The 19,000-nt window shown below is 44.4% G+C and carries 16 protein-coding genes; 9 read left to right on the top strand and 7 right to left on the bottom strand.

Going from position 1 to position 19,000, the window contains the following annotated elements; all coding sequences use genetic code 11:
• Positions 1-6: 6 nt before the first annotated feature.
• Entirely contained in the window at positions 7-348 is a 342-nt protein-coding gene (locus Q0230_RS17490; protein ID WP_298612299.1) for a hypothetical protein, read from the bottom strand.
• 379 nt (positions 349-727) lie between these two features.
• Between Q0230_RS17490 and Q0230_RS17485 the strand changes: the two genes are divergently transcribed.
• The gene (locus tag Q0230_RS17485) at positions 728-2,044 is read left to right on the top strand and encodes a hypothetical protein (protein ID WP_298612296.1); all 1,317 of its coding nucleotides are present in this window, start codon (positions 728-730) and stop codon (positions 2,042-2,044) included.
• Here Q0230_RS17485 and Q0230_RS17480 read toward each other — a convergent pair.
• Positions 2,041-3,210, bottom strand: coding sequence for a pyridoxal phosphate-dependent aminotransferase (locus Q0230_RS17480; protein ID WP_298612293.1), 1,170 nt, complete (start codon positions 3,208-3,210; stop codon positions 2,041-2,043). The genes Q0230_RS17485 and Q0230_RS17480 overlap by 4 nt on opposite strands.
• Positions 3,211-3,244: 34 nt before the next feature.
• Here Q0230_RS17480 and Q0230_RS17475 point away from each other — a divergent pair, with 34 nt between their 5' ends.
• The gene (locus Q0230_RS17475; RefSeq protein ID WP_298612290.1) at positions 3,245-4,057 is read left to right on the top strand and encodes a peptidoglycan DD-metalloendopeptidase family protein; all 813 of its coding nucleotides are present in this window, start codon (positions 3,245-3,247) and stop codon (positions 4,055-4,057) included.
• Between the two features lie 464 nt (positions 4,058-4,521).
• Here Q0230_RS17475 and Q0230_RS17470 read toward each other — a convergent pair whose 3' ends face one another.
• Both Q0230_RS17470 and nhaR read right to left on the bottom strand, forming a co-directional pair.
• The gene (locus Q0230_RS17470; RefSeq protein WP_298612287.1) at positions 4,522-4,887 is read right to left on the bottom strand and encodes a YkgJ family cysteine cluster protein; all 366 of its coding nucleotides are present in this window, start codon (positions 4,885-4,887) and stop codon (positions 4,522-4,524) included.
• Positions 4,888-4,899: 12 nt separating this feature from the next.
• Positions 4,900-5,790, bottom strand: coding sequence for a transcriptional activator NhaR (gene nhaR / locus Q0230_RS17465; protein ID WP_298612284.1), 891 nt, complete (start codon positions 5,788-5,790; stop codon positions 4,900-4,902).
• Between the two features lie 130 nt (positions 5,791-5,920).
• On the opposite strand from nhaR, the gene Q0230_RS17460 reads away from it, so the two are divergent.
• Positions 5,921-6,412 carry an Rrf2 family transcriptional regulator gene (locus Q0230_RS17460; protein ID WP_298612281.1) on the top strand — a complete coding sequence of 164 codons (492 nt, stop codon included), beginning with the start codon at positions 5,921-5,923 and terminating at the stop codon, positions 6,410-6,412.
• Positions 6,413-6,588: 176 nt separating this feature from the next.
• Entirely contained in the window at positions 6,589-7,545 is a 957-nt protein-coding gene (locus tag Q0230_RS17455; protein WP_298612278.1) for an acetylxylan esterase, read from the top strand.
• Positions 7,546-7,571: 26 nt separating this feature from the next.
• Here the strand turns inward: Q0230_RS17455 and Q0230_RS17450 are convergent, their stop codons facing one another.
• On the bottom strand, positions 7,572-9,188 hold the full coding sequence (locus Q0230_RS17450; protein WP_298612275.1) for a hypothetical protein: 1,617 nt from the start codon (positions 9,186-9,188) through the stop codon (positions 7,572-7,574).
• A gap of 344 nt (positions 9,189-9,532) precedes the next feature.
• On the opposite strand from Q0230_RS17450, the gene Q0230_RS17445 reads away from it, so the two are divergent.
• A complete protein-coding gene (locus Q0230_RS17445) occupies positions 9,533-12,196 on the top strand; it encodes an SdrD B-like domain-containing protein (protein WP_298612272.1) in 2,664 nt (887 codons plus the stop codon).
• 70 nt (positions 12,197-12,266) lie between these two features.
• On the opposite strand, the gene Q0230_RS17440 is transcribed toward Q0230_RS17445, so the two are convergent.
• Complete coding sequence (locus Q0230_RS17440; protein ID WP_298612269.1) at positions 12,267-12,581, bottom strand: hypothetical protein; 315 nt, start codon at positions 12,579-12,581, stop codon at positions 12,267-12,269.
• Between the two features lie 83 nt (positions 12,582-12,664).
• Between Q0230_RS17440 and Q0230_RS17435 the strand changes: the two genes are divergently transcribed.
• Genes Q0230_RS17435 through lolD form a run of 3 tightly spaced genes read left to right on the top strand, consistent with a single transcriptional unit; the run spans position 12,665 to position 15,867 of the window.
• Entirely contained in the window at positions 12,665-13,912 is a 1,248-nt protein-coding gene (locus tag Q0230_RS17435; protein WP_298612266.1) for a lipoprotein-releasing ABC transporter permease subunit, read from the top strand.
• Positions 13,905-15,179 (top strand): lipoprotein-releasing ABC transporter permease subunit, encoded by a 1,275-nt coding sequence (locus Q0230_RS17430; RefSeq protein WP_298612262.1) that lies wholly within the window; start codon positions 13,905-13,907, stop codon positions 15,177-15,179. Before Q0230_RS17435 ends, Q0230_RS17430 begins: the two co-directional genes overlap by 8 nt.
• Positions 15,172-15,867 (top strand): lipoprotein-releasing ABC transporter ATP-binding protein LolD, encoded by a 696-nt coding sequence (lolD, locus tag Q0230_RS17425; RefSeq protein ID WP_298612259.1) that lies wholly within the window; start codon positions 15,172-15,174, stop codon positions 15,865-15,867. Before Q0230_RS17430 ends, lolD begins: the two co-directional genes overlap by 8 nt.
• Before the next feature lie 23 nt (positions 15,868-15,890).
• Here the strand turns inward: lolD and Q0230_RS17420 are convergent, their stop codons facing one another.
• Positions 15,891-16,493 (bottom strand): DUF2062 domain-containing protein, encoded by a 603-nt coding sequence (locus tag Q0230_RS17420; RefSeq protein ID WP_298612256.1) that lies wholly within the window; start codon positions 16,491-16,493, stop codon positions 15,891-15,893.
• Between the two features lie 52 nt (positions 16,494-16,545).
• Between Q0230_RS17420 and Q0230_RS17415 the strand changes: the two genes are divergently transcribed.
• Positions 16,546-18,924 (top strand): DNA internalization-related competence protein ComEC/Rec2, encoded by a 2,379-nt coding sequence (locus tag Q0230_RS17415; protein ID WP_298612253.1) that lies wholly within the window; start codon positions 16,546-16,548, stop codon positions 18,922-18,924.
• Positions 18,925-19,000 lie beyond the last annotated feature (76 nt).

The raw sequence follows: 19,000 nt of genomic DNA, 5'->3' as shown, positions 1-19,000 counted from the left end.
TTGTTATTAATGCAAAGTGTGGTTGCTTGGAGCGGTTGTCTTAGTCGCAAAGTTTTCTAAAGTAGGTACTTGTGTTGAGCGCTCACAAATGCAGTGAGCCTGTTGCTGATGCTCAAACAAAATCGCTTGCCATTGTTGGTATAAGCCTTGATAAGCTCGTTCCGCTTCAGAAGCGTTAGTCAGCTCAGGATGTTGGAGCACCATCGTTAAATGCTGATGAATAGCTTGTGCTAAGGAGAAAGTTCGGCAAGTTAATAACCCCTGAGTTTGTTGGATCGCATAGCGGGTCAGTAAATAGCTAGTAGCAGCTAATAAAGTATGCAATTCAGGAGTTTGCTTGGTTGTCATGCCTAAGTCCTCTTTAAGTTGGTGTTCTTCTTCAGTTAACGCAACATTCAGTCGAAATACAGAAGACGCTGGCTAAAGCACTAACAGGAGAGGAATGGGTTATCGAGTTAGCTTGGCTTGCGATTTTTAAATGATAATAATTCTCATTAATATTGTCAAGCTGATTAAGCTTGATCAGCTACTTGAGCTTGGGAAAGCTAGGCTTGGTGCGGTTTTGAATGCATATCCATGATTTTTCAAAGAATTATCTAGTATTGTTAATGATTTTTTGTTAGTATAATCAGAATTTATAGAAAGTTTTCAGCCTCAAGCTGGCGAATAAAGCTGATAAAAGTTTGAGTTGCTGTTCTGGGCAAGCTAACAACAAATAGTACAAAATATGCAGGCTAGAACGATTCTCTTAGGCTTAATCTTGGGCAGTTTAAGCTTGACTCCTTGGCTATCAGCCGCCGAATTGCCATCAACTCATGCTTCACCAACAGACTTCGATCAAGATGGTTTGGTCGATAGCTTGGAGGCTAAGCTTAAAACTGATCCTGCTTTAGCCGATACGGATGGCGATGGTTTAAGCGATGGGCTTGAGGTGGGATCTAATCCACAACAGCCGCATGATAGTGATCAGAATTCAATTATTGATGCTCTAGATTGGGATGATGATGGTGATCAGATACCGACAGCTCTTGAGTCCAAACAGGATACTGATCAAGATGGTTTAGCGGATTATTTAGATACAGATAGTGATAATGATGGTCAAGCTGACACTCAAGAAGCAGGACTAGCTGGTTTAGATAGTGATCAAGATGGCATTGATGATGTATTTGATGCCGATCTCACTCAGGGCAAAGATCAAAATGGTGATGGGGTTGATGATGCTAGTGTGTTGGCGGCAGCAGTCACTAAATTTAATCAAACAGTAGCTAGTGATTTGAAATCTAAAGCCCTTTCCAATTTGCCAAGCGAGCTAAGAAGTCCAACAGAAACATTGGCTCAAGCCAATCAAGTTTTAGAAGTTGAGGTTTCAGAGACGGCTAAACTGAGTATGCTGATTAACCCACCTGCATTAGCGACTGAAGGTAAAGCTAAATTAATCAAAAAGCCTGATACTGACGGTGATCATTTGCCAGATGAATTAGAAATTGGCCTTGATCCTAAACATCCGGTTGATACCGATGGTGATGGTATTTTTGATTTTCTCGACGAAGACGATGATGGTGACAATGTGTTGACTGTGGTCGAGGGCGAAGCAGATCGGGATGGCGATGGGCGGGTGAATTACTTAGATATTGATGAAAGTGGTTATTTCTATTGTGCGACCACGGGACGCCTAGTGGGTGGAGTTAAAAACTTTAAGGTCACACCAAGCGCAGATGTTGTAGTACAAGCTGATGCAAAAAACGGTCGCTATCGTTGGTATCCACTCAAGCCAGGTACTTATACCTTGCAATTTGTTTTACCTAAAGGTTTGCATACCGTCACTGAGTTAGAAAAAGGTCAATTGTATGTAACCAGTGCAAATGGGGCTTTGGTGAGTTTGGGTTGGAGTGAGGATATTAGTCATGAGGGGCAATTGGCAGGTTTTAACCCACAACAGTTACCCCTTTGGTATAGTTCCTTTGTGATTCAAGCCGATGCACCACCCCTAATTAATCATAATATTCCTTTGGTGGGTGCAGCCTGCGATACACCTAACTCTTAACGCGGCAGATGCTTAGCTAGACGCTCGACCGCCTGTTCTAACTCAAGCAAATTAGTAGTGTAAGCAAAACGCACATGCGTCTTAGCTAAGTAATCGCCGAAATCAATACCTGGTGTAAAAGCAACTCCAGCGGTTTCCAATAAGCTTAAACTCAGTGCATGGCTGTCATCACTAAAGCGCGCCGCATTGGCATAAATATAAAAAGCGCCTTGCGGTATCGTTTGGATTTCGAAACCTAGATTTTGCAAAGCAGGTAAGAGGAAATCGCGGCGCTTCGCAAATTCTAAGCGGCGTTCTTCAGTAATCTCTAAGGTATTTTGCTCAAAAGCAGCCAAAGCTGCATATTGCGCTACAGTGGGTGGAGAAAGGAATAAATTCTGCGCCAAACGATTCAAGGAGTCTAAAGCATACTCCGGTGCAATCAACCAGCCTAAGCGCCAGCCAGTCATCCCGAAGTATTTGGAGAAACTATTCACGATCCAAATATCGTCAGCAATGCTTAAAGCCGTTTGAGGCTCTTGCCCATAGGTTAAGCCTTGATAAATTTCATCCACGATAAATATGCGCTGTTGCTTTGCAATATAGTGGTAAAGCTGTTGAGTCAGTGGAGTGCTTAATAAAGTACCGGTTGGATTAGCCGGTGAGGCTAGCAAAACTGCACGAGTCCGCTCGCTCCAAGCCTGCTGGATTTGCTCTAAACTGGGCTGATAATTTTGCGTGGCTGTAACGGGTAGAGAAATAGGTTGACCTTCGAATAAGCGTACAAAATGTCGATTGCAAGGATAGCCAGGATCAGTTAATAAAATTTCATCTTGTGGATTGACTAATACGCCTAAAGCTAGTTGCAAAGCTCCAGAAGCCCCAGGTGTGACAATGACGCGTTCGGGGGCAACTTTGACTCGAAACCTCTGCCAATACCAAGCAGCGATGCGTTCACGTAATTCTGGGATACCACAAGCTGGCGTGTATTTAGTTTGCCCAGCTTTTAAAGCCTGCAGACCTGCTTCAATAATTGGCACAGGCGTGGTGAAATCGGGTTCGCCCACTTCCATGTGTATAATAGAGCGTCCTTGGCTAGCTAACTGACGGGCGCGTGCCAGAATATCCATGACATGAAAGGGTTGGATGGACTTCATCCGTTCGGCCAATATGTTATGCTCGGACATACTAATTAATCACTTAAAAAAATAGGGCATAAAAATGTTCAGGGCAATCAAGTTCGTTGCAGGTTTAACGCTACTCGCTTCTACCTGTGCAACGCAAGCATTTCCGACTCAGCAAGCAGTTCCCGGTGGTTTAGTTATTTTACCTTTAGCTAGTCAAGAAGAGCGTATGCCGACTGCATATTATGCAGGGGCAAGAGTGACAGTCGTTCCACAGGACAGTAACTGGGTTGCTCTGGTTGGTATTCCTTTGGACACTGAGTCAGGTTTGCAGCAACTTGAGGTAAACCTAGGGGGAGTACAGCAAGCCGTTAATTTTGAGGTTCAGCCCAAGCATTACCGTACACAGCATTTACGAATTAAAGATAAAAATAAAGTGGAGCCTGATGAAGATTCATCTGAGCGAATCGTCCAAGAAATGGCTTTGCAGAAACGGTTGACTCAACACTATATTGGTGAGGTATTAAGCACTGAGTTTATTCGCCCCATTCAGGGGCGGGATAGTGGTCGGTTTGGCCTGCGCCGTATTCTGAACGGCCAACAGCGTCAGCCACATAGCGGGATGGATATTGCGGCTACTGTTGGCACACCGGTTAAAGTTGTAGCTCCAGGCCGCGTAATTTATACAGGAAATTTATTTTTTAGCGGCAATGTAGTTTATGTAGATCATGGGGGTGGATTAATTAGTATGTACGCCCATTTGAGTCAAATTAATGTGCGAAATGGTGAGTTTTTGGAGCAGGGTGACTATTTAGGGGCTGTTGGCAGCACTGGCAGAGCCACTGGGCCGCATCTTCACTGGTCTGTGTATCTAAATGGCACAGCGATTAATCCAGCTTTATTCCTTTAAAAACACAATTGATCAAAAAACCGTCCAAGCATTCAGGTTTGATTCAGTGCTATGTCCCTAGAATAAGCTTCAACTTCAGCAGGAATCACGAAAATTGGGGTTTGTGGTAGTGATTCTGTCGTCACGACGATGCTGTAATAAAAAAATAATGTTTCCGCCGTTCTGACACTCAATGGCTTAGAGGTTTCAGAATGACGCGAGCTGAGGTTGCTGTTCTCGATTAACCCTTTCAACCGGCCATTCATTGGGGAGCTGGTTGTTGGGTAGGTTGAGAGCTTAATCAGGGATGTGCTGTGTTTAACGCTATCCTTGATTTCCAAAGACTAGATCTTTGGAGTTCTTGAGTCACCTTCACAAAGCAAGCGGATCAGGCTTTTTTTTGATCCGCTTTTTTATTTAAAATGATTATAGAAAATTTTTATTAAATAAACAAGGCCTGAATAGCAAAGGTCTAGAACATTTCTCTAAGTTAAATCCCAACCCGATTGCAAAGGCGCGAGCTGATACTTCTGGCGTGCACGGTCACAGGCTTCATTAAAAATATTCTTTTCCCAAGAAGCGTTGAATTCCCTACACGGCGAAGGGCGCTTAGGATGGATTGTACAAAAAACTGCTGAACCCACTTGTCCCTCTAAAGCTACACAGCGTGGCTCAGGTTGATCAGTTCCACGCATCGCTGCTCGATAAGGGGAAATAGGCTGAGTTAATTCAGTGGGTACATAGCCGTCCGGAGCCGCATCCGATTCGCCCCAATAAAAAGACACTCGAAAGCAAGCGCAGCAAGCACCGCAGCTTAAACAAGGATTTTCTGAAGTTTGTTGTTCAACCATTATTTTGCCTTATTAATGTAACCAACCTTGAGCATGTTCAGTGATTGCTTTGATGGCGGAGTGGGTGATTTTACGCTCAATCGAGATCGCATAGAAGTTTTCATAAATCTCACAGCTACGCCCAATGACTTCAACTCTGCCTTCTTGTTCTAAAGTTTCCTCTAGTGCAGTCGGGGCGATAAATACGCCAGTCCCAGCAAAACCAAAAGCCTGCATTAAAGCGCTATCATCAAATTCACCCACAATCATGGGTTTGACTTGTTGACTATGAAACCAGCCCAGCAATTTCGAACGAACTGCCGCACCTTCACTCAGCATTAATAAAGCAGCTCCATCTAAACAAGCCGGAAAATCACCAACGAGGGAAGCTTTTAATTCAGGACTGGCAAAAAAACTAATTCCACTCGAACCTAATTTGTGACTAAAACCTTTCACATTCATGTAACTAGGCATTGGACTATCAGCGATCACTAATTCCATGCGATGCACCGCCAATTCTGCCAGTAAATCCGACAGCTTACCTTCAGTACAGACAATGCGAATCTTTTTATTCATTAACATGGCTGGCTGTAATAAACGATAGGCAATCGATTTGGGCACTAAATCAGAAACACCGACTCTAAATAATTGAGCACGGCCTTTAGGCAGGTGTTGCAGGATTTGCTCTAAAGCTTCACCTAATTGAAAGATTTCATTTGCATACTGCAAAGCGACTTGCCCAGCTTCGGTTAATTCGAGGTTACGGCCTTGGCGTTTAAATAGTTCAGTGCCTAAGGACTCTTCCAACAAACTAATCTGGCCGCTTAAGGTTTGTGGCGTTAAATGTAAGCGTTCACTAGCGCGTGTGAGGCTGCCAGCCGTAGCCACTTCACGCATGTAATAGAGATGTTTGTAGTTGAGCATGAGCTTAAAGTTCCTTTAAATACTTCGTTTTTTGCGAAACAAGTATGTTAAAAATTCGAATTTTTCTTAGAGTCGTTCTTTTATATACTCTCTCCATACCTTAAGTAAACCGTTATATAGGAGACGGCAGATGAAATTGACAACACAAAGCCAACGTGCAGTGATGGCGATGCTGGCGTTGGCATTACATAACGATCGCAAGGTACTACGTTTAAGCAATCTTGCGAAAGAACAAGGTATTTCCTTGTCTTATATGGAACAGCTCTTTTATAGCTTACGGCACGCAGGCCTCGTAGAGGGTATTCGTGGCCCAGGTGGTGGCTATCGTTTAGGTCGCCCAGCCGGGCGGATTTCGATTGCCGATATTGTGCGGGCGATTGAAACCCATGGTGATCTAGAGGATCGAGATGTAGCTGCTTGCTCAAACCAAGCAAATATTGATGCTATGTTAGTGGGTTTAGATGAGCGTGTGGCTGAGTTTTTAGAAGGGATTACCTTAGAAAGCTTAACCTATAAGCATAAAAAGCAAGAAACTGCTTATCGCCCTGGTACGACCGCAAGCTTGATTGCCCGTATGTTCCCAGCTCGAGGCGGTTTTATGCCTCAACCAGCCGGTGCTTAGGCTGAATAGAATAAGTTCACTCTCAGCTGCCTGACTCCTCCTTCAATCGCTACTGGCAGCTTATGTCGAGCGGGGTTGTCGCAAACATCAACCCCGCTTTTTAGCATGAAAAAGATTTGTCTTCCTAGCTAGCTTTCGCTTATAACCACGCACTTTAAAGCATTTTGTCCTGCATAATGACTAGTACCTTTACTCATCCCTTTCCTTTTGATCCTAGCTACGGCTATACCTTAAATACACTCTTACAAGTTCCAGCCCCAGAAGCGCCCAGTGATTTTATAAACTTCTGGCAGCGGCGCTATCAACAAGCGCGTAAGCTTCGACCCAAAGTTCAAGTTCAATTTTTAAGGCAAGAAGCAGGCTATAGCATTTATGAACTGAAGTATCCATCAACTCAATCAGTGCTATTAACAGCTTGGCTCGCAGTGCCCATTGAAAGCCTAGTCACACGTGCACTGCTATTTGGGCATGGGTATGGCGGTTGTGCGGGGCCTGATTTTCGCTTGCAACCAAAAAGCACTGCTTTGCTTTTTCCTTGTTTGCGTGGTTTATCGGCCAGTGCTTTGCCAACGGTTTCGACTAATCCTTCTGAACATGTGCTTTATGGGATTGGACAGCCTGATAGTTATATTCTCGGTGGCTGTGTCGAAGATCTCTGGGTAAGTGTATCCGTACTAGAAAAGCTTTTCCCCCAAGTACGTAAGCATATTGGCTATGCGGGGATTAGTTTTGGTGGGGGTATTGGCGCTTTGGCTTTACCTTGGGAAGCACGGATTAAGCGTGCTCACTTAAATGTCCCTACCTTTGGTAATCAACCATTACGTTTACAGTGTGCAACCGTAGGGAGTGGGGAGGCAGTGCGCCATTATCAAACACTTCATCCAGAAGTGTTAGAAACTTTAAAGTATTATGATGCTGCTACCGCTGCACGCTTGATTCAGCAACCCATGCATGTGGCTGCTGCTTTGTTTGATCCTGCGGTGGCACCACCAGGGCAGTTTGCCATTTATAATGCTTTGCCTGAACCTAAAAAATTATTTGTGCTCGAAGCAGGGCATTTTAATTATCCGCAACAGGCTGCACAAGAAATGGCCTTATATGCTGAATTAGACAGTTTTTTTGCAGCGCTGTAACTAACTTACAGCACTATTAGCCTGAGTTAGCGCCCCAAAATCCGATTGAACCACTCACCAATCCGTGAGCCTGGGCTAGTTGAACTAGCTGGTGTACTTGGTGTAGCGCTTGGCGTGCTGGGCATTGACGGTGTACTAGGTACAGCAGGGCTAGGGGTAGATGCTACTCCAGTGGTTGCTCGTGTACTTCCATTCGAAAAGGCAATTAAGCGTTCCACCACTTTCGCTAAAGGTGCGTAATCATTAGTAGCTGCTTGAATCCCTGCAGTGCGCCAACTAACAGGCATAGCCCGACGAATATCATCCCAAGTACCAGTCGCTACTGATTCGTAGCGGGTTTGAGCTGGAGTGCCTTTGGCGGGTGTCCATAAAAAGTCGGGATGCTCATTGCGATACCATTCACCACCAATAATTACATCATTAGCATCTAGCTCTAAATCATACTCATAAGCCACTTGCTGAATTGAATCATAAGAAGGGCTATCATCTTCACGCTGACTTGGGCTGGTTTCTACCACATAAGAGACCAGCATGGAGACACCGACAACTGAGCGTGCAATCGGACTACGGAAGCGTTTAAATTTGTCATTAGTATAAGCACTCGTGGCGACTTTGGCTTGAGCGAGCGTATTCGTGGCTTTGCGGGTCTGTGGATTGAAGTATGTGTAGCTATAGCCATACACTGGTTGATTCCACACTTCATAATCAAAGGTAACATCAAAGACCATACTGCGTTTTGCAGCGCCAATCTGATTTACCACAGCTAAATGCCAAGTGCCAGGGTTGGTATCGAAACACTGGGCAGAAATAACCCGCCCTGTAGCCTGATCCATTGCGGGATTTTTGTCATTACAGCGTCCACCAATAAAGCGCTGGCGCGCTGGCATATTTGCCCACAATAAAGAAGAGAGTGCTTTAATATCGGAGGGGAAAAATTTAATCGGGATATTATCAGGTGTAACCACGGTCACTGAGCGCCGTGGGCGCGCTAGCATATAGGCGGCAGGTGACCAGCCATGACAAATTCCCATCCAAGTTTCCACTGAGCCTGTTGCATCATAAAAGCTTTTACCATCAGCCCACATCCGTTTAGTCAAAGTGCTATTCGTGTCCCCTAGAATTGCATCGTATTTTTCTGAAGGCGATAGGCGATTAATCCTTGAAGCGCTCCGGCTGTTTACAATCGCAGGGGCAGGGTTTGCAGCGATGTAATTCCAGTTTTGTTGCCAATTGTCGCTGCTTGGGAAATTAGGATCGGCGTAACGCGCTCCTAACTCACCTTTATATAAGCCCCAATAATCATCCGACCAAGGGGACTCTGCTAGCTTAGCCTGTTTTAGCCTTGCGTTTTCCATATCTTGTAATTTGTTATAGCGCAAAGCATCAACTAAATTAGCAGCATTATCATTCGAAGCTGCCGCCGCACGGGCGGTACCCTGTGAGCTGGCAGCTAACGCTCGTTGACGGGCAATATCACGGGCTTCCACAAAGCGGCGATTCGCAATCGTGCTAGCACTAAACAAGCTTACTCCCGCTACAGGATTGCCATTAGCGTCATATTTAGTTGGCTTCTCATTCATGAAAGCCACCGGATTGCGATTAAAGGCTTCTAGGCGTGCGTTGATCTCGGCTTCTCTATCCATTGGCTAAGTCCTTAGCTTCAGTTTGTTAGTATTGCTTGAGTATAGTGCTGATCAACTTAATTTTGTGGGCTAACGTAGTGAGTGAAGCGGTTTAAATGTAATAGCTAAGGATTCCAAGCTTATATTTTTCTATCTAGTTGAGGATTCAGTGTTTTATGGGGGTGAGTTAGAGAGTCTTGAAGCTACCTTTGAGAAGCTTAGCAAGCTTAGGCGTATGAAGTTCTAAGTGCTTGATGGTTTAAACAGCTTATTCAGATTAAAGTTAGGATCGATTTGCTAAGTTAAGGTGTAGGTCTTAGGGCTGCATATCTATAAAAATAATGGCTAATCTCTTTAGAGGCGTTATGACTCAAAAATCTTCTTTGCACATCAGCTTAGTCGGAGGGGCTTGGTTGTTGCTCTCATCAGTCGTGCAGGCTGACATTTCAGGTAATGTCTTCAGGGACTACAACAGTAATGGAGTGAAAGACAATACGAGTTCTTTCAATGAGTCTGGAGTTGGGGGGGTTAGTATTACTTGTACTGATAGTGCCGGTGGTACGGGTTCTACAACCAGTTCTACCGATGCTGCTACCTTAGGCGCTTATACCTTAACGGGGTGTATTGGAGAGTCTCGAGTTGAGTTCAATTGGTCATTAGCGGGCGACTTTGCTTCAGTTACTGGTGCGGATAACAATACCAGCGTTCAATTTGTCAATGCGCCGCAAAGCAATATCAACTTAGGCGTCACTTATCCAGCCGAGTATTGTGAAGCAGATCCGCGTTTGGCTGTGGCTGTACAACTAGCTGGTAATGGTAAGGGATTCACCCTCGGCGATGGTACATGGGCGCCTTATAATGCTTTAGATGGTGCTTTAAGAAGTTTTCCTGCTTCAACTAGCGGTAATTTCTCAGCTAATAATCGGAAGGACTTAACACAACAAGAGATCGGTAGTACGTGGGGTTTAGCTTACGACAAACTAAATAAACGTATTTTCCAAGCAACCTTTTTAAAGCGACATGCAGGTTTAAAAGCTGATCTAGGTACTATTTTTATTGGTACGGAAACATCGACGGCTATTACATACAGCAATAGTTTTAGTCTACAAGGGATAACAGCGGCTAATTTAGGAACCGCTATTGATTTTGGTTCTGTGTGTCGGGATGCAACCTGTGCGTCTGCCACTGGCTATACTGGCAATGCTGAAGACTACGAAATTCCAGGTAATCCTGATCAGCGACATATTGATTTGGATACTTTTGCTAAAGTAGGTAAGGCAGGTTTAGGTGGTTTGGAGATTACACCGGATGGCAAGCAGTTATGGGCTGTTAACCTTAATGACAAGCAACGCTCACTCATTCGCATGGATGCTAGTTTGGCTAGTACTGCTTACCCGGGTACGGTTCAGCAGTATTTGTTAGATAGCGCAACTGGCGTGCCTACTTGTAGTAATGGGGTTTTTCGTCCATTTGCGCTAAGTTTTTATCGGGATAAAGGTTATTTAGGTGGGGTATGTGATGCATCAGGGATTCTACCAGCATTGTATGACCCTAACGCTTATCCAGACCTAAAGGCTTATCTAGATATTTATAAGGATCTAGTAGCTTATGTTTTAGCTTTTGATCCCAATAATATGGATAGCGGCTTTAATACAGTAGTCAGTTTTCCATTAAATTATAATCGTGGAGGTGATAGGGAAGATAGAGCTTTATCTCCTCCCAGTTGGCAGTATGGACAATGGCATTCATGGCGAGATAATTGGGCTGACTACGGTATTAAAAACGATAGTTGGGTCGTTTATAATGCAGTGCCTATTCTATCCGATATTGCTTTTAGTGATGACGGTAGTATGACCATTGCACTCATGGATAGGTTTGCTCATCAAATTGGTTCTGTACAAAGTCGTCCTATAACTGGAGGGAATAGCGCTCAGGCGCTAGATGGAAGATCGTCCGGCGAGCTAGTACATTTTTGTAGAGATAGTACAGGTAGTTTTCACCTTGAAGGGAGCGGTGCTCAATGTCCAGTAAATTCTGGTTCCGAAGACCCTTCAAGGGGGCCTAATAATAATGGTGAATACTATGATGATGTAGGAGGCGATCTTCATTCAGAAAATACCCTTGGAAGCATTGTCTACTTACATGGTACTAATAAGATGGGAGCAAGTTTTGTAGATCCATTTCCCTTAAATGAGTGGAATTATGCGCCTTCTTACTTTACTCAAGGCATTCAGTGGCTTGATGCTAAACAGGGAAATCGTGTCGATTATTTTAGGGTTCAAGATCAATACCAAAGTGGGAAGTTTGGTAAAGGTGCCGGCTTAGGTGAAATAGAGTTGCTTTGCCCACCGGCTCCGATTGAGATCGGTAATCGGGTCTGGTTGGATACCAATCAAAATGGCATCCAAGATCCTAATGAAAAAGGCATTCCTGATGTTCCAGTTCAACTAGTGTCGGGATTAACCGTCTTAGCTACTGCAACTACTGCTGCAGATGGTTCTTATTATTTTACCAGTGTTGCAGGTACTTCAACTGCGAGTAAGATTATGGGTCTTACTGATTTACAAGCCGATAAAACCTATACAGTTAAATTTCCGAACACAGTCACTGTGGGGGGGAATACTTATGGGTTAACCTCAGCCGCTAACGGTAGTAATAGACAGCTGGACTCTAATGCGTCTCCTAACGGAGATGTGACCATAGCTGCTGCGGATATTCCAATGGCAGGGGCTAATAATCATTCATTCGATGTCGGTTATAGCCTTGCACAAGCCGATTTAAAGTTAGATAAAAAGGTTAGTCCGAGCCAAACTGTTCGGGGAAGTACGGTAACCTTTACGCTAACGGTGACTAATGAAGGCAATATTGATGCGACAAATACTCAGGTTCAAGATCTTTTGCCTGCTTCATTAGAGTGGGTGAGTGACGATAGTGCAGGAACTTATCTACCAAGTAGTGGCGATTGGACTATTGGGGCATTGGCTAAAGGTGCAAGTAAAACCTTGAATATGGTAGTTCGTGTCAAGTAAAACCTTCTGACTCTTGTAGGCGGGCTTATTGTTAACACAAAGTAAGCCTGCCTACGAGATGTTAAACTTATTAATGAATCACTGTGTGCAAAACACGACTGCGTTCAAAATAGACTGTATAACTACCATAATTCCAAACAGTAATTTTGGGCCATTTCCGCTTCACTTTTCCTTGAGAGACTTTTACTGATTGTGGTTTGCCAAAGCGCTTACGCACTTGTTGCATACTTGCACCTCGGCGTGGATAAGCAGTGCGTGTATAAAAACTGTGTTGTAAGGCAGCAGGCTCAGCGCCTCGTTCTGCATGGGCCACTTGAGGTAAGGAACTACTAAGGGCAAGTGGTAAACAGAGCGCAAACGATAAGAGCCATGTTGGGGTTTTCATAGCGTGCTCCAGAGCGTCAATACTTGTTTTATTACAGCAAATTAAGCTGTGATTTTGTTGTTCAAAAGGTACAATCGCCACCCATGTTTAGACCATTAGAATTATTCATCGGGCAGCGCTATACACACTCACGGCGGCGTAACCGTTTTATTTCATTCATTTCCTTTGCGTCCATGCTCGGCATCATGCTTGGGGTGATGGTGCTGATCACTATTCTGTCCATTATGAACGGATTTGAGAAAGAACTCAGGAGCAGAATACTGGGGGTGGTTGCGCATGTCACGGTTTCAGGGACAGATGGCAAGCTTTCCGACTGGATGCAGAATTATGAAAAATTGGTCAAAGAGCCTCATGTGGTCGGCGCAGCACCCTATGTGCAAAAACAAGTGATGATTGCCAATGGCAATCTCTTACGTGGGACGATTTTACAAGGCATTCATCCAGATTATCAGGACAAGGTGAATGAACAAGGCTTCTCTTTGCTTGAGGGTAGTTTCAAGGATTTAAAACCGCGTTCTTATGGGATTATTCTGGGAGCGGGACTTGCGAATGCGTTACAAGTCGTACCAGGTGATAAAGTCACCGTAGTGGTACCACAAGTGCAAGTTACTCCCGCGGGAGTATTACCACGTTTGCGGCGCTTTACGGTGATTGGTATCCATCAATTCGGCATGCAGGAATTCGATAAGATGACCGCCTTTGTGCATCTAGAGGATGCCGAGCGTCTATTCAAAATGCCAGGGCAGGTGAGTGGGATTCGTCTAAAAGTTGATGATTTATTTGCAGCACAGCCACTCGCTCGCGAATTGCAAGCTAAGCTTGGCAATCAATATGAAGTCGCGGACTGGAGCAAAGAGCACGGCAATTTCTTCCGAGCGGTTAAAACCGAAAAAATCGCCATGACTTTAATTTTATTTTTAGTAGTCGCTGTCGCTTTATTTAATCTCGTCGCTTCTTTAGTCATGGCGGTGAATGATAAGCAAGCCGATATTGCCATCTTGCGTACTTTTGGGATGGAACCCAATCGGGTGATGCGCATCTTTATGATTCAGGGCAGCATTATTGGAGTTTTCGGGACTTTGGTGGGCGTGGTTTTAGGCGTTTTATTGTCTTTGAATATTGAAACAATTGTGCCTGCACTTGAAAACACCTTTGGTTTTAAAGTCTTCCCAGCGGACATTTTCTATATCAGTGAAGTGCCCTCCGATTTGCATTGGAGCGATGTGTGGTGGATTGCGGCAGCGGCTTTAGTCTTTGCGGTATTAGCCACGATTTATCCAGCGCGTCGTGCTGCAGCGGTGCAGCCTGCGGAGTCCTTACGTTATGAGTAAGCCGTTTTTGCCGCTAGAGCTATTTATTGGCCTACGTTATACACGCGCGCGTCGCCAAAATCATTTCGTTTCTTTTATTTCGCTAGCTTCAATGCTTGGCATTGCGATTGGCGTACTGGTTTTAATTACTGTCTTGTCAGTGATGAATGGTTTTGAGGTGACTTTACGCGATCGTATGTTGGGGATGTTGGCGCATGTGACGATCTCCTCTCAAGATGATGCGCAATTAGATAGTACCGAAGCACCCGCGCTACGCTCAACTCTTCAAACCTATCCTTATGTAAAAGCCATTTCCGCTTTTATTGAGAAACCAGTTATGCTCAATCAAGGCGATGAGGCGCGTGGCGTCTTGTTGCAAGCCATTGAGCCGGAACAAGAAAGCCAAGTGGCCGATGTGTTTAAGCATGTGGAAAAAGGCGATATGCAAGCTTTAGTGCCGGGCAGCAATGGGATTGCGATTGGCGCTGGGCTAGCGAAAGAGTTAAAGGTCGATGTGGGCGATGCCTTGACCTTAATTAGTCCGACTGAAGATATTTTAGATACCAGTGAACTGCCGGTTTTACAGCGTTTTACCATTAAAGCCATTTTCCGCGTCGATATGCAAAACTACGATACTGGTTTTGCCTATGTAAATTTAAAAGACGCCCAACAAGCGTTAGGGATGGGCGACAATATCACTGGCTTGCGTTTACGCTTGGGCGATGCATGGCGTGCCCCTAAAGTCGCAGATGATATTTATAATCGCTTGCTACCGGAATACCCGAATCTATGGGTAGGCGATTGGACGCATCAGCAAAGCAATTTCTTTAAAGCACTGCAGATTCAGAAAAGTGTGATGTTTATTATCCTTATGCTGATTATTGCAGTAGCTGCCTTTAATTTAGTCTCAACTTTAGTCATGGTTGTTACTGATAAAGAAGCGAATATCGCTATCTTGCGTACTCTAGGCCTGTCACCTGCACGTATTATGGGTGTATTCATGGTGCAAGGCAGTTTAATTGGTGTCATCGGAACACTCTTAGGTATCGTGCTTGGCGTGTTGCTGGCGAGTAATTTAGAGACGATTGTGCCTTGGTTAGAGCGTTTATTAGACACACATTTTATCTCTGCTGAGGCTTATCAGATTAGTGAGTTGCAATCCAAAGTAAATCCGGCTGATGTGGTTGTGATTGCGATTTCTTCCTTATTAATGGCGATTGTTGCCACGCTTTATCCAGCTTGGCGTGCTTCTAAAGTGCAGCCAGCTGAGGCTTTACGTTATGAATAACTCTACTACTCCGACCACAGTTATTAACTGCCAAGATTTAAGTAAACGTTTCCAAGAAGGGCAGTTGGATGTTTCAGTGCTTAGTGGTATCAATTTAACAGTCCGTGCTGGTGATCGAATTGCAATCGTAGGTAGCTCAGGCAGTGGTAAAAGCACACTCTTGCATTTATTAGGTGGTTTAGATTTACCTAGTTCTGGGCATGTTGAAGTGATGGGTAAACGCATGGAGCAGCTTTCCGATAAGGATCGTGGCCTGCTGCGGAATCAGTCCCTAGGCTTCATTTATCAATTCCATCATTTACTGCCTGAGTTTACTGCCTTAGAAAACGTAGCGATGCCCCTGTTGATTCGTGGAGTTAAAGTTAAAGAGGCCACTGACCAAGCGGAAGATATGCTAAGTAAAGTAGGTTTAGGGAAGCGTTTAGGTCACAAGCCAGGGCAATTATCTGGGGGTGAGCGTCAACGGGCAGCGATTGCGCGCGCTTTGGTCACCCGTCCCCATGCGGTATTAGCCGATGAGCCGACTGGAAATTTAGATCAGAATACTGCTGAACAGGTATTTGAACAGATGCAAAATCTGAATGAAGCGCTCCAAACGGCCTTTGTGATTGTGACCCATGATTTGAGCTTAGCTCGACGGATGGATTCCGTGTATCGCTTAGTGGAAGGCCGCTTGCAAGCAGCCTAAATTCTTGCAACAGCGCCTTAGCTTTAGCGCTGTTCATCCTCCAGTTTCGCCACCACTGCGCTATTGTCTGGGCTTAGAGGTGGCGTACTAAATGGCTGTGCTTTCAAACTGCGGCTTGCTTGGCGACCCCGTCGTTCTTTAAGTCTTTGATTGACATGAAAGCGCCAGAAAACTTGAATGCCATAATAGCCAATCAGCGCAGAAATTAACGCTACCACTAGGCAACCAACTACCATAGGCTCCCAGATTTGCCCAAGCGTCTGTTCTAGCCATTCAATATTCATTTCAAAATGCGGAATTTGTGGCTGATCCAGCAAATGCGCACCAATAACATAAGCGCCATAAAACATGGGTGGGCCAGTGACTGGATTAGTTACAAAGACCAAAGCCACTGACATGGGAATATTGGCACGAAATAGAATTGCTAAAGCAGCCGCGAAAATAGACTGACCTGGAAACGGAATCCACATACAGGCTAAACCAATCGCAAAAGCTTTAGCGACACTGTGGCGATTGAAATGCCAAAGAGCAGGCAAAAACAAAGAATTGCCCAAATAACGCATATATTTATTTTGCGTAATGGTATCTGGGTGCGGCGAAAACTTTTTAAATAAACGCTTTGGCATTATTTAATAACTAACCAATAAGAATAAAAGGGCCTTCCCTGATTGTGACAGCATGCGCGGACTGGCAATAAGCAGCTTCTTAGGCATTTGTGCATTAGTTTGGTTCACCAAGCTACCCGAACAGAGCGGGTGCCTCCTCATTGTGAGTATCTCTATTTTAATCTCAGGATTATTAAGTCTAGTGCCCTTGGGGCGCAAGTACTTACTCTACACAATCTGTTTTTTTCTAAGCTTTTCTTATGCTTGTTGGACTGCCACCTCTGTCTTGCAAGCTCAATTACCACCAGCTTTAGAGGGAAAGGATCTACAAGTTATCGGTAGTGTACACGATCTACCTGAACGGCTAACGACAGGTTACAGTTTTTTCTTCCATATAGATCACGTGTTAGCGGTAGATGGTCAGGCTAACTTAGCTACTCAATTCACTGGTTTAGTGCGCTTAACTTGGTATGCACAACAAGGAACGGTTTTACCTGCGCTAAAAGCAGGCGAGCGTTGGCAATTAGTACTACGGGCTAAACGTCCCAATGGTTTAAGTAATCCGGGTGGCTTTGATTATGAACGTTGGCTATTCGCTGAGCGGATTCTAGCTACTGGCTATGTGCGTGCACAGGATCCCGCCTTACGTTTGAGTACAGCGCCAACTTTAGCGATTGACCCGCTTCGTGAGCGTATTAGTGAGGCTATCCACCAAGCCTTAGGTGATCAACCCAGTACGAGCTTAATTCAAGGTTTAGCCGTGTCTGCCACTGCAGGCATTAGTAAAAAGCAATGGCAAATTTTGCAAGCGACTGGTACGGCGCACTTGCTATCCATTTCTGGTTTACATATTGCAATGGTCGCGAGTTTTGGTGTATTGCCGATGCTACTCATTTGGTGGGTGTTTCCGCAACTCTACTTATATCTACCAGTACGTTTAGCTGGAAGCGTGTTGGGGGGCGCGTTTGCAATCGGCTATGCACTGTTAGCTGGGTTCAATATTCCAACGCAGCGGTCTTTAGCGATGATACTTATGCTAATGCTGGGGTTATTACTCAAACGGCATTTAGCCTTTAGTAAAAGCTTTGCTTTAGCTTTATTAGTCGTGTTAGTTCTCGACCCTTTGGCCTCTTTATCAATTGGCTTTTGGCTATCCTTTGGTTCAGTGGCTTTATTAGCTTTGCTGAGCCAACATCAAGCGAAAACCGTTTGGGTAACCGTGTTTACCTTACAACTAGGGCTATCGGTATTCTTAATTCCAATGAACATAGCCTTTTTTGCAAGTCTGCCGGTCTACTCCCCGCTTGCGAACTTATTAGCCATTCCTTGGGTAACTTTGTTAGTTGTACCGCTCATATTAATAGGTATTTTGTGCCTGCCTTTGTCTTTTGATCTCGCCAGTAACTTGTGGCAGTTGGCCGCTAAAGCTTTGGATATGTTAACTTGGGTTTTAGATTATTTAGCCCAACTCCCTAATGCGCTACTCTATTTTCCAGATTTACCTTGGTATTACTTAGCCTTAGCTTTATTGGGCGTGGTGTTAATACTGTTGCCGCGTGGTGTGCCTAGTCGTTGGTTAGGATTGGTCTGCTTAGTACCTTTAGTCATCTGGCAGCCTAGCAAACCTAAGCTGGGTGAATTTCGTTTGACTGTATTAGATGTGGGACAAGGTTTAGCTACCGTTGTGCAAACGGCTACACATGTTTTAGTTTTCGATACAGGTGCTAAATCGCCTTATGGTTTTGATATGGGCGAGGTGGTAGTAGCACCTTGGCTAGGTTCGCAACAAATCCGGCACATTGATACTCTGATGGTTTCACATGGCGATAATGATCATCGGGGCGGAGCCGATTATCTGTTAGAAAAATTTTCAATCCATCAAGTAGCGACTAATCAGCTAGAGAATTTTTCAAAACCAATAAATTCAACCTTAAACTTGTGTCAGGTTGGACAGTCTTGGGTTTGGGATGAGGTGAGGTTTGAAGTCTTAAGCCCTGACCCTAAGGTCAGTTACGCCAAAACTAATAATCAAGCTTGTGTGCTAAAAGTGAGTAATGCTCAGCATGCCTTATTATTACCATCAGATATTGAAAAGCCAACCGAACAAGCCCTGCTTAAGAGGGAAGTAAATTTACAGGCTGATGTGGTGCTAATGCCTCATCACGGGAGTAAGACCTCATCCTCTGCTCAATTTTTACAAGCCGTTACCCCCAAACTTGCTTTAATCAGTGCAGGTTATCTCAATCGCTTTCATCATCCACACCCTCAAGTACTCGAACGCTATCAAGCTTTAGGTATTAATTTATTAAACACAGTAGAAGCTGGGGCTATTCGTGTCGATTTTCCAAACTCAATACAAGACGATTTGATAATTTTTTCTTATAGAAGGCAAGCTGCACGCTTTTGGAATCGGCTAGCCTTACCTATGGTAGAAACGACTCTAGATAAATGATTTTATTCATGTCATGTTTAGCTCTTAGAGCATAGTCTTGTGGGTAGATTGTGATCAGCAGCTTGATCCCACGATC

The sequence above is a fragment of the uncultured Thiothrix sp. genome (genome assembly GCF_937876535.1).
GTDB lineage: Bacteria > Pseudomonadota > Gammaproteobacteria > Thiotrichales > Thiotrichaceae > Thiolinea.
The sequence above is the reverse complement of the archived record's forward strand: the minus strand, read 5'-3'. Positions and strand labels throughout refer to the sequence as shown.

Excerpts from the sequence above, each read along its gene's own strand:
- Q0230_RS17490 (WP_298612299.1), bottom strand. The coding sequence starts at position 348 with ATGACAACCAAGCAAACTCCTGAATTGCATACTTTATTAGCTGCTACT.
- Q0230_RS17485 (WP_298612296.1), top strand. The coding sequence starts at position 728 with ATGCAGGCTAGAACGATTCTCTTAGGCTTAATCTTGGGCAGTTTAAGC.
- Q0230_RS17480 (WP_298612293.1), bottom strand. The coding sequence starts at position 3,210 with ATGTCCGAGCATAACATATTGGCCGAACGGATGAAGTCCATCCAACCC.
- Q0230_RS17475 (WP_298612290.1), top strand. The coding sequence starts at position 3,245 with ATGTTCAGGGCAATCAAGTTCGTTGCAGGTTTAACGCTACTCGCTTCT.
- Q0230_RS17470 (WP_298612287.1), bottom strand. The coding sequence starts at position 4,887 with ATGGTTGAACAACAAACTTCAGAAAATCCTTGTTTAAGCTGCGGTGCT.
- nhaR (WP_298612284.1), bottom strand. The coding sequence starts at position 5,790 with ATGCTCAACTACAAACATCTCTATTACATGCGTGAAGTGGCTACGGCT.
- Q0230_RS17460 (WP_298612281.1), top strand. The coding sequence starts at position 5,921 with ATGAAATTGACAACACAAAGCCAACGTGCAGTGATGGCGATGCTGGCG.
- Q0230_RS17455 (WP_298612278.1), top strand. The coding sequence starts at position 6,589 with ATGACTAGTACCTTTACTCATCCCTTTCCTTTTGATCCTAGCTACGGC.
- Q0230_RS17450 (WP_298612275.1), bottom strand. The coding sequence starts at position 9,188 with ATGGATAGAGAAGCCGAGATCAACGCACGCCTAGAAGCCTTTAATCGC.
- Q0230_RS17445 (WP_298612272.1), top strand. The coding sequence starts at position 9,533 with ATGACTCAAAAATCTTCTTTGCACATCAGCTTAGTCGGAGGGGCTTGG.
- Q0230_RS17440 (WP_298612269.1), bottom strand. The coding sequence starts at position 12,581 with ATGAAAACCCCAACATGGCTCTTATCGTTTGCGCTCTGTTTACCACTT.
- Q0230_RS17435 (WP_298612266.1), top strand. The coding sequence starts at position 12,665 with ATGTTTAGACCATTAGAATTATTCATCGGGCAGCGCTATACACACTCA.
- Q0230_RS17430 (WP_298612262.1), top strand. The coding sequence starts at position 13,905 with ATGAGTAAGCCGTTTTTGCCGCTAGAGCTATTTATTGGCCTACGTTAT.
- lolD (WP_298612259.1), top strand. The coding sequence starts at position 15,172 with ATGAATAACTCTACTACTCCGACCACAGTTATTAACTGCCAAGATTTA.
- Q0230_RS17420 (WP_298612256.1), bottom strand. The coding sequence starts at position 16,493 with ATGCCAAAGCGTTTATTTAAAAAGTTTTCGCCGCACCCAGATACCATT.
- Q0230_RS17415 (WP_298612253.1), top strand. The coding sequence starts at position 16,546 with ATGCGCGGACTGGCAATAAGCAGCTTCTTAGGCATTTGTGCATTAGTT.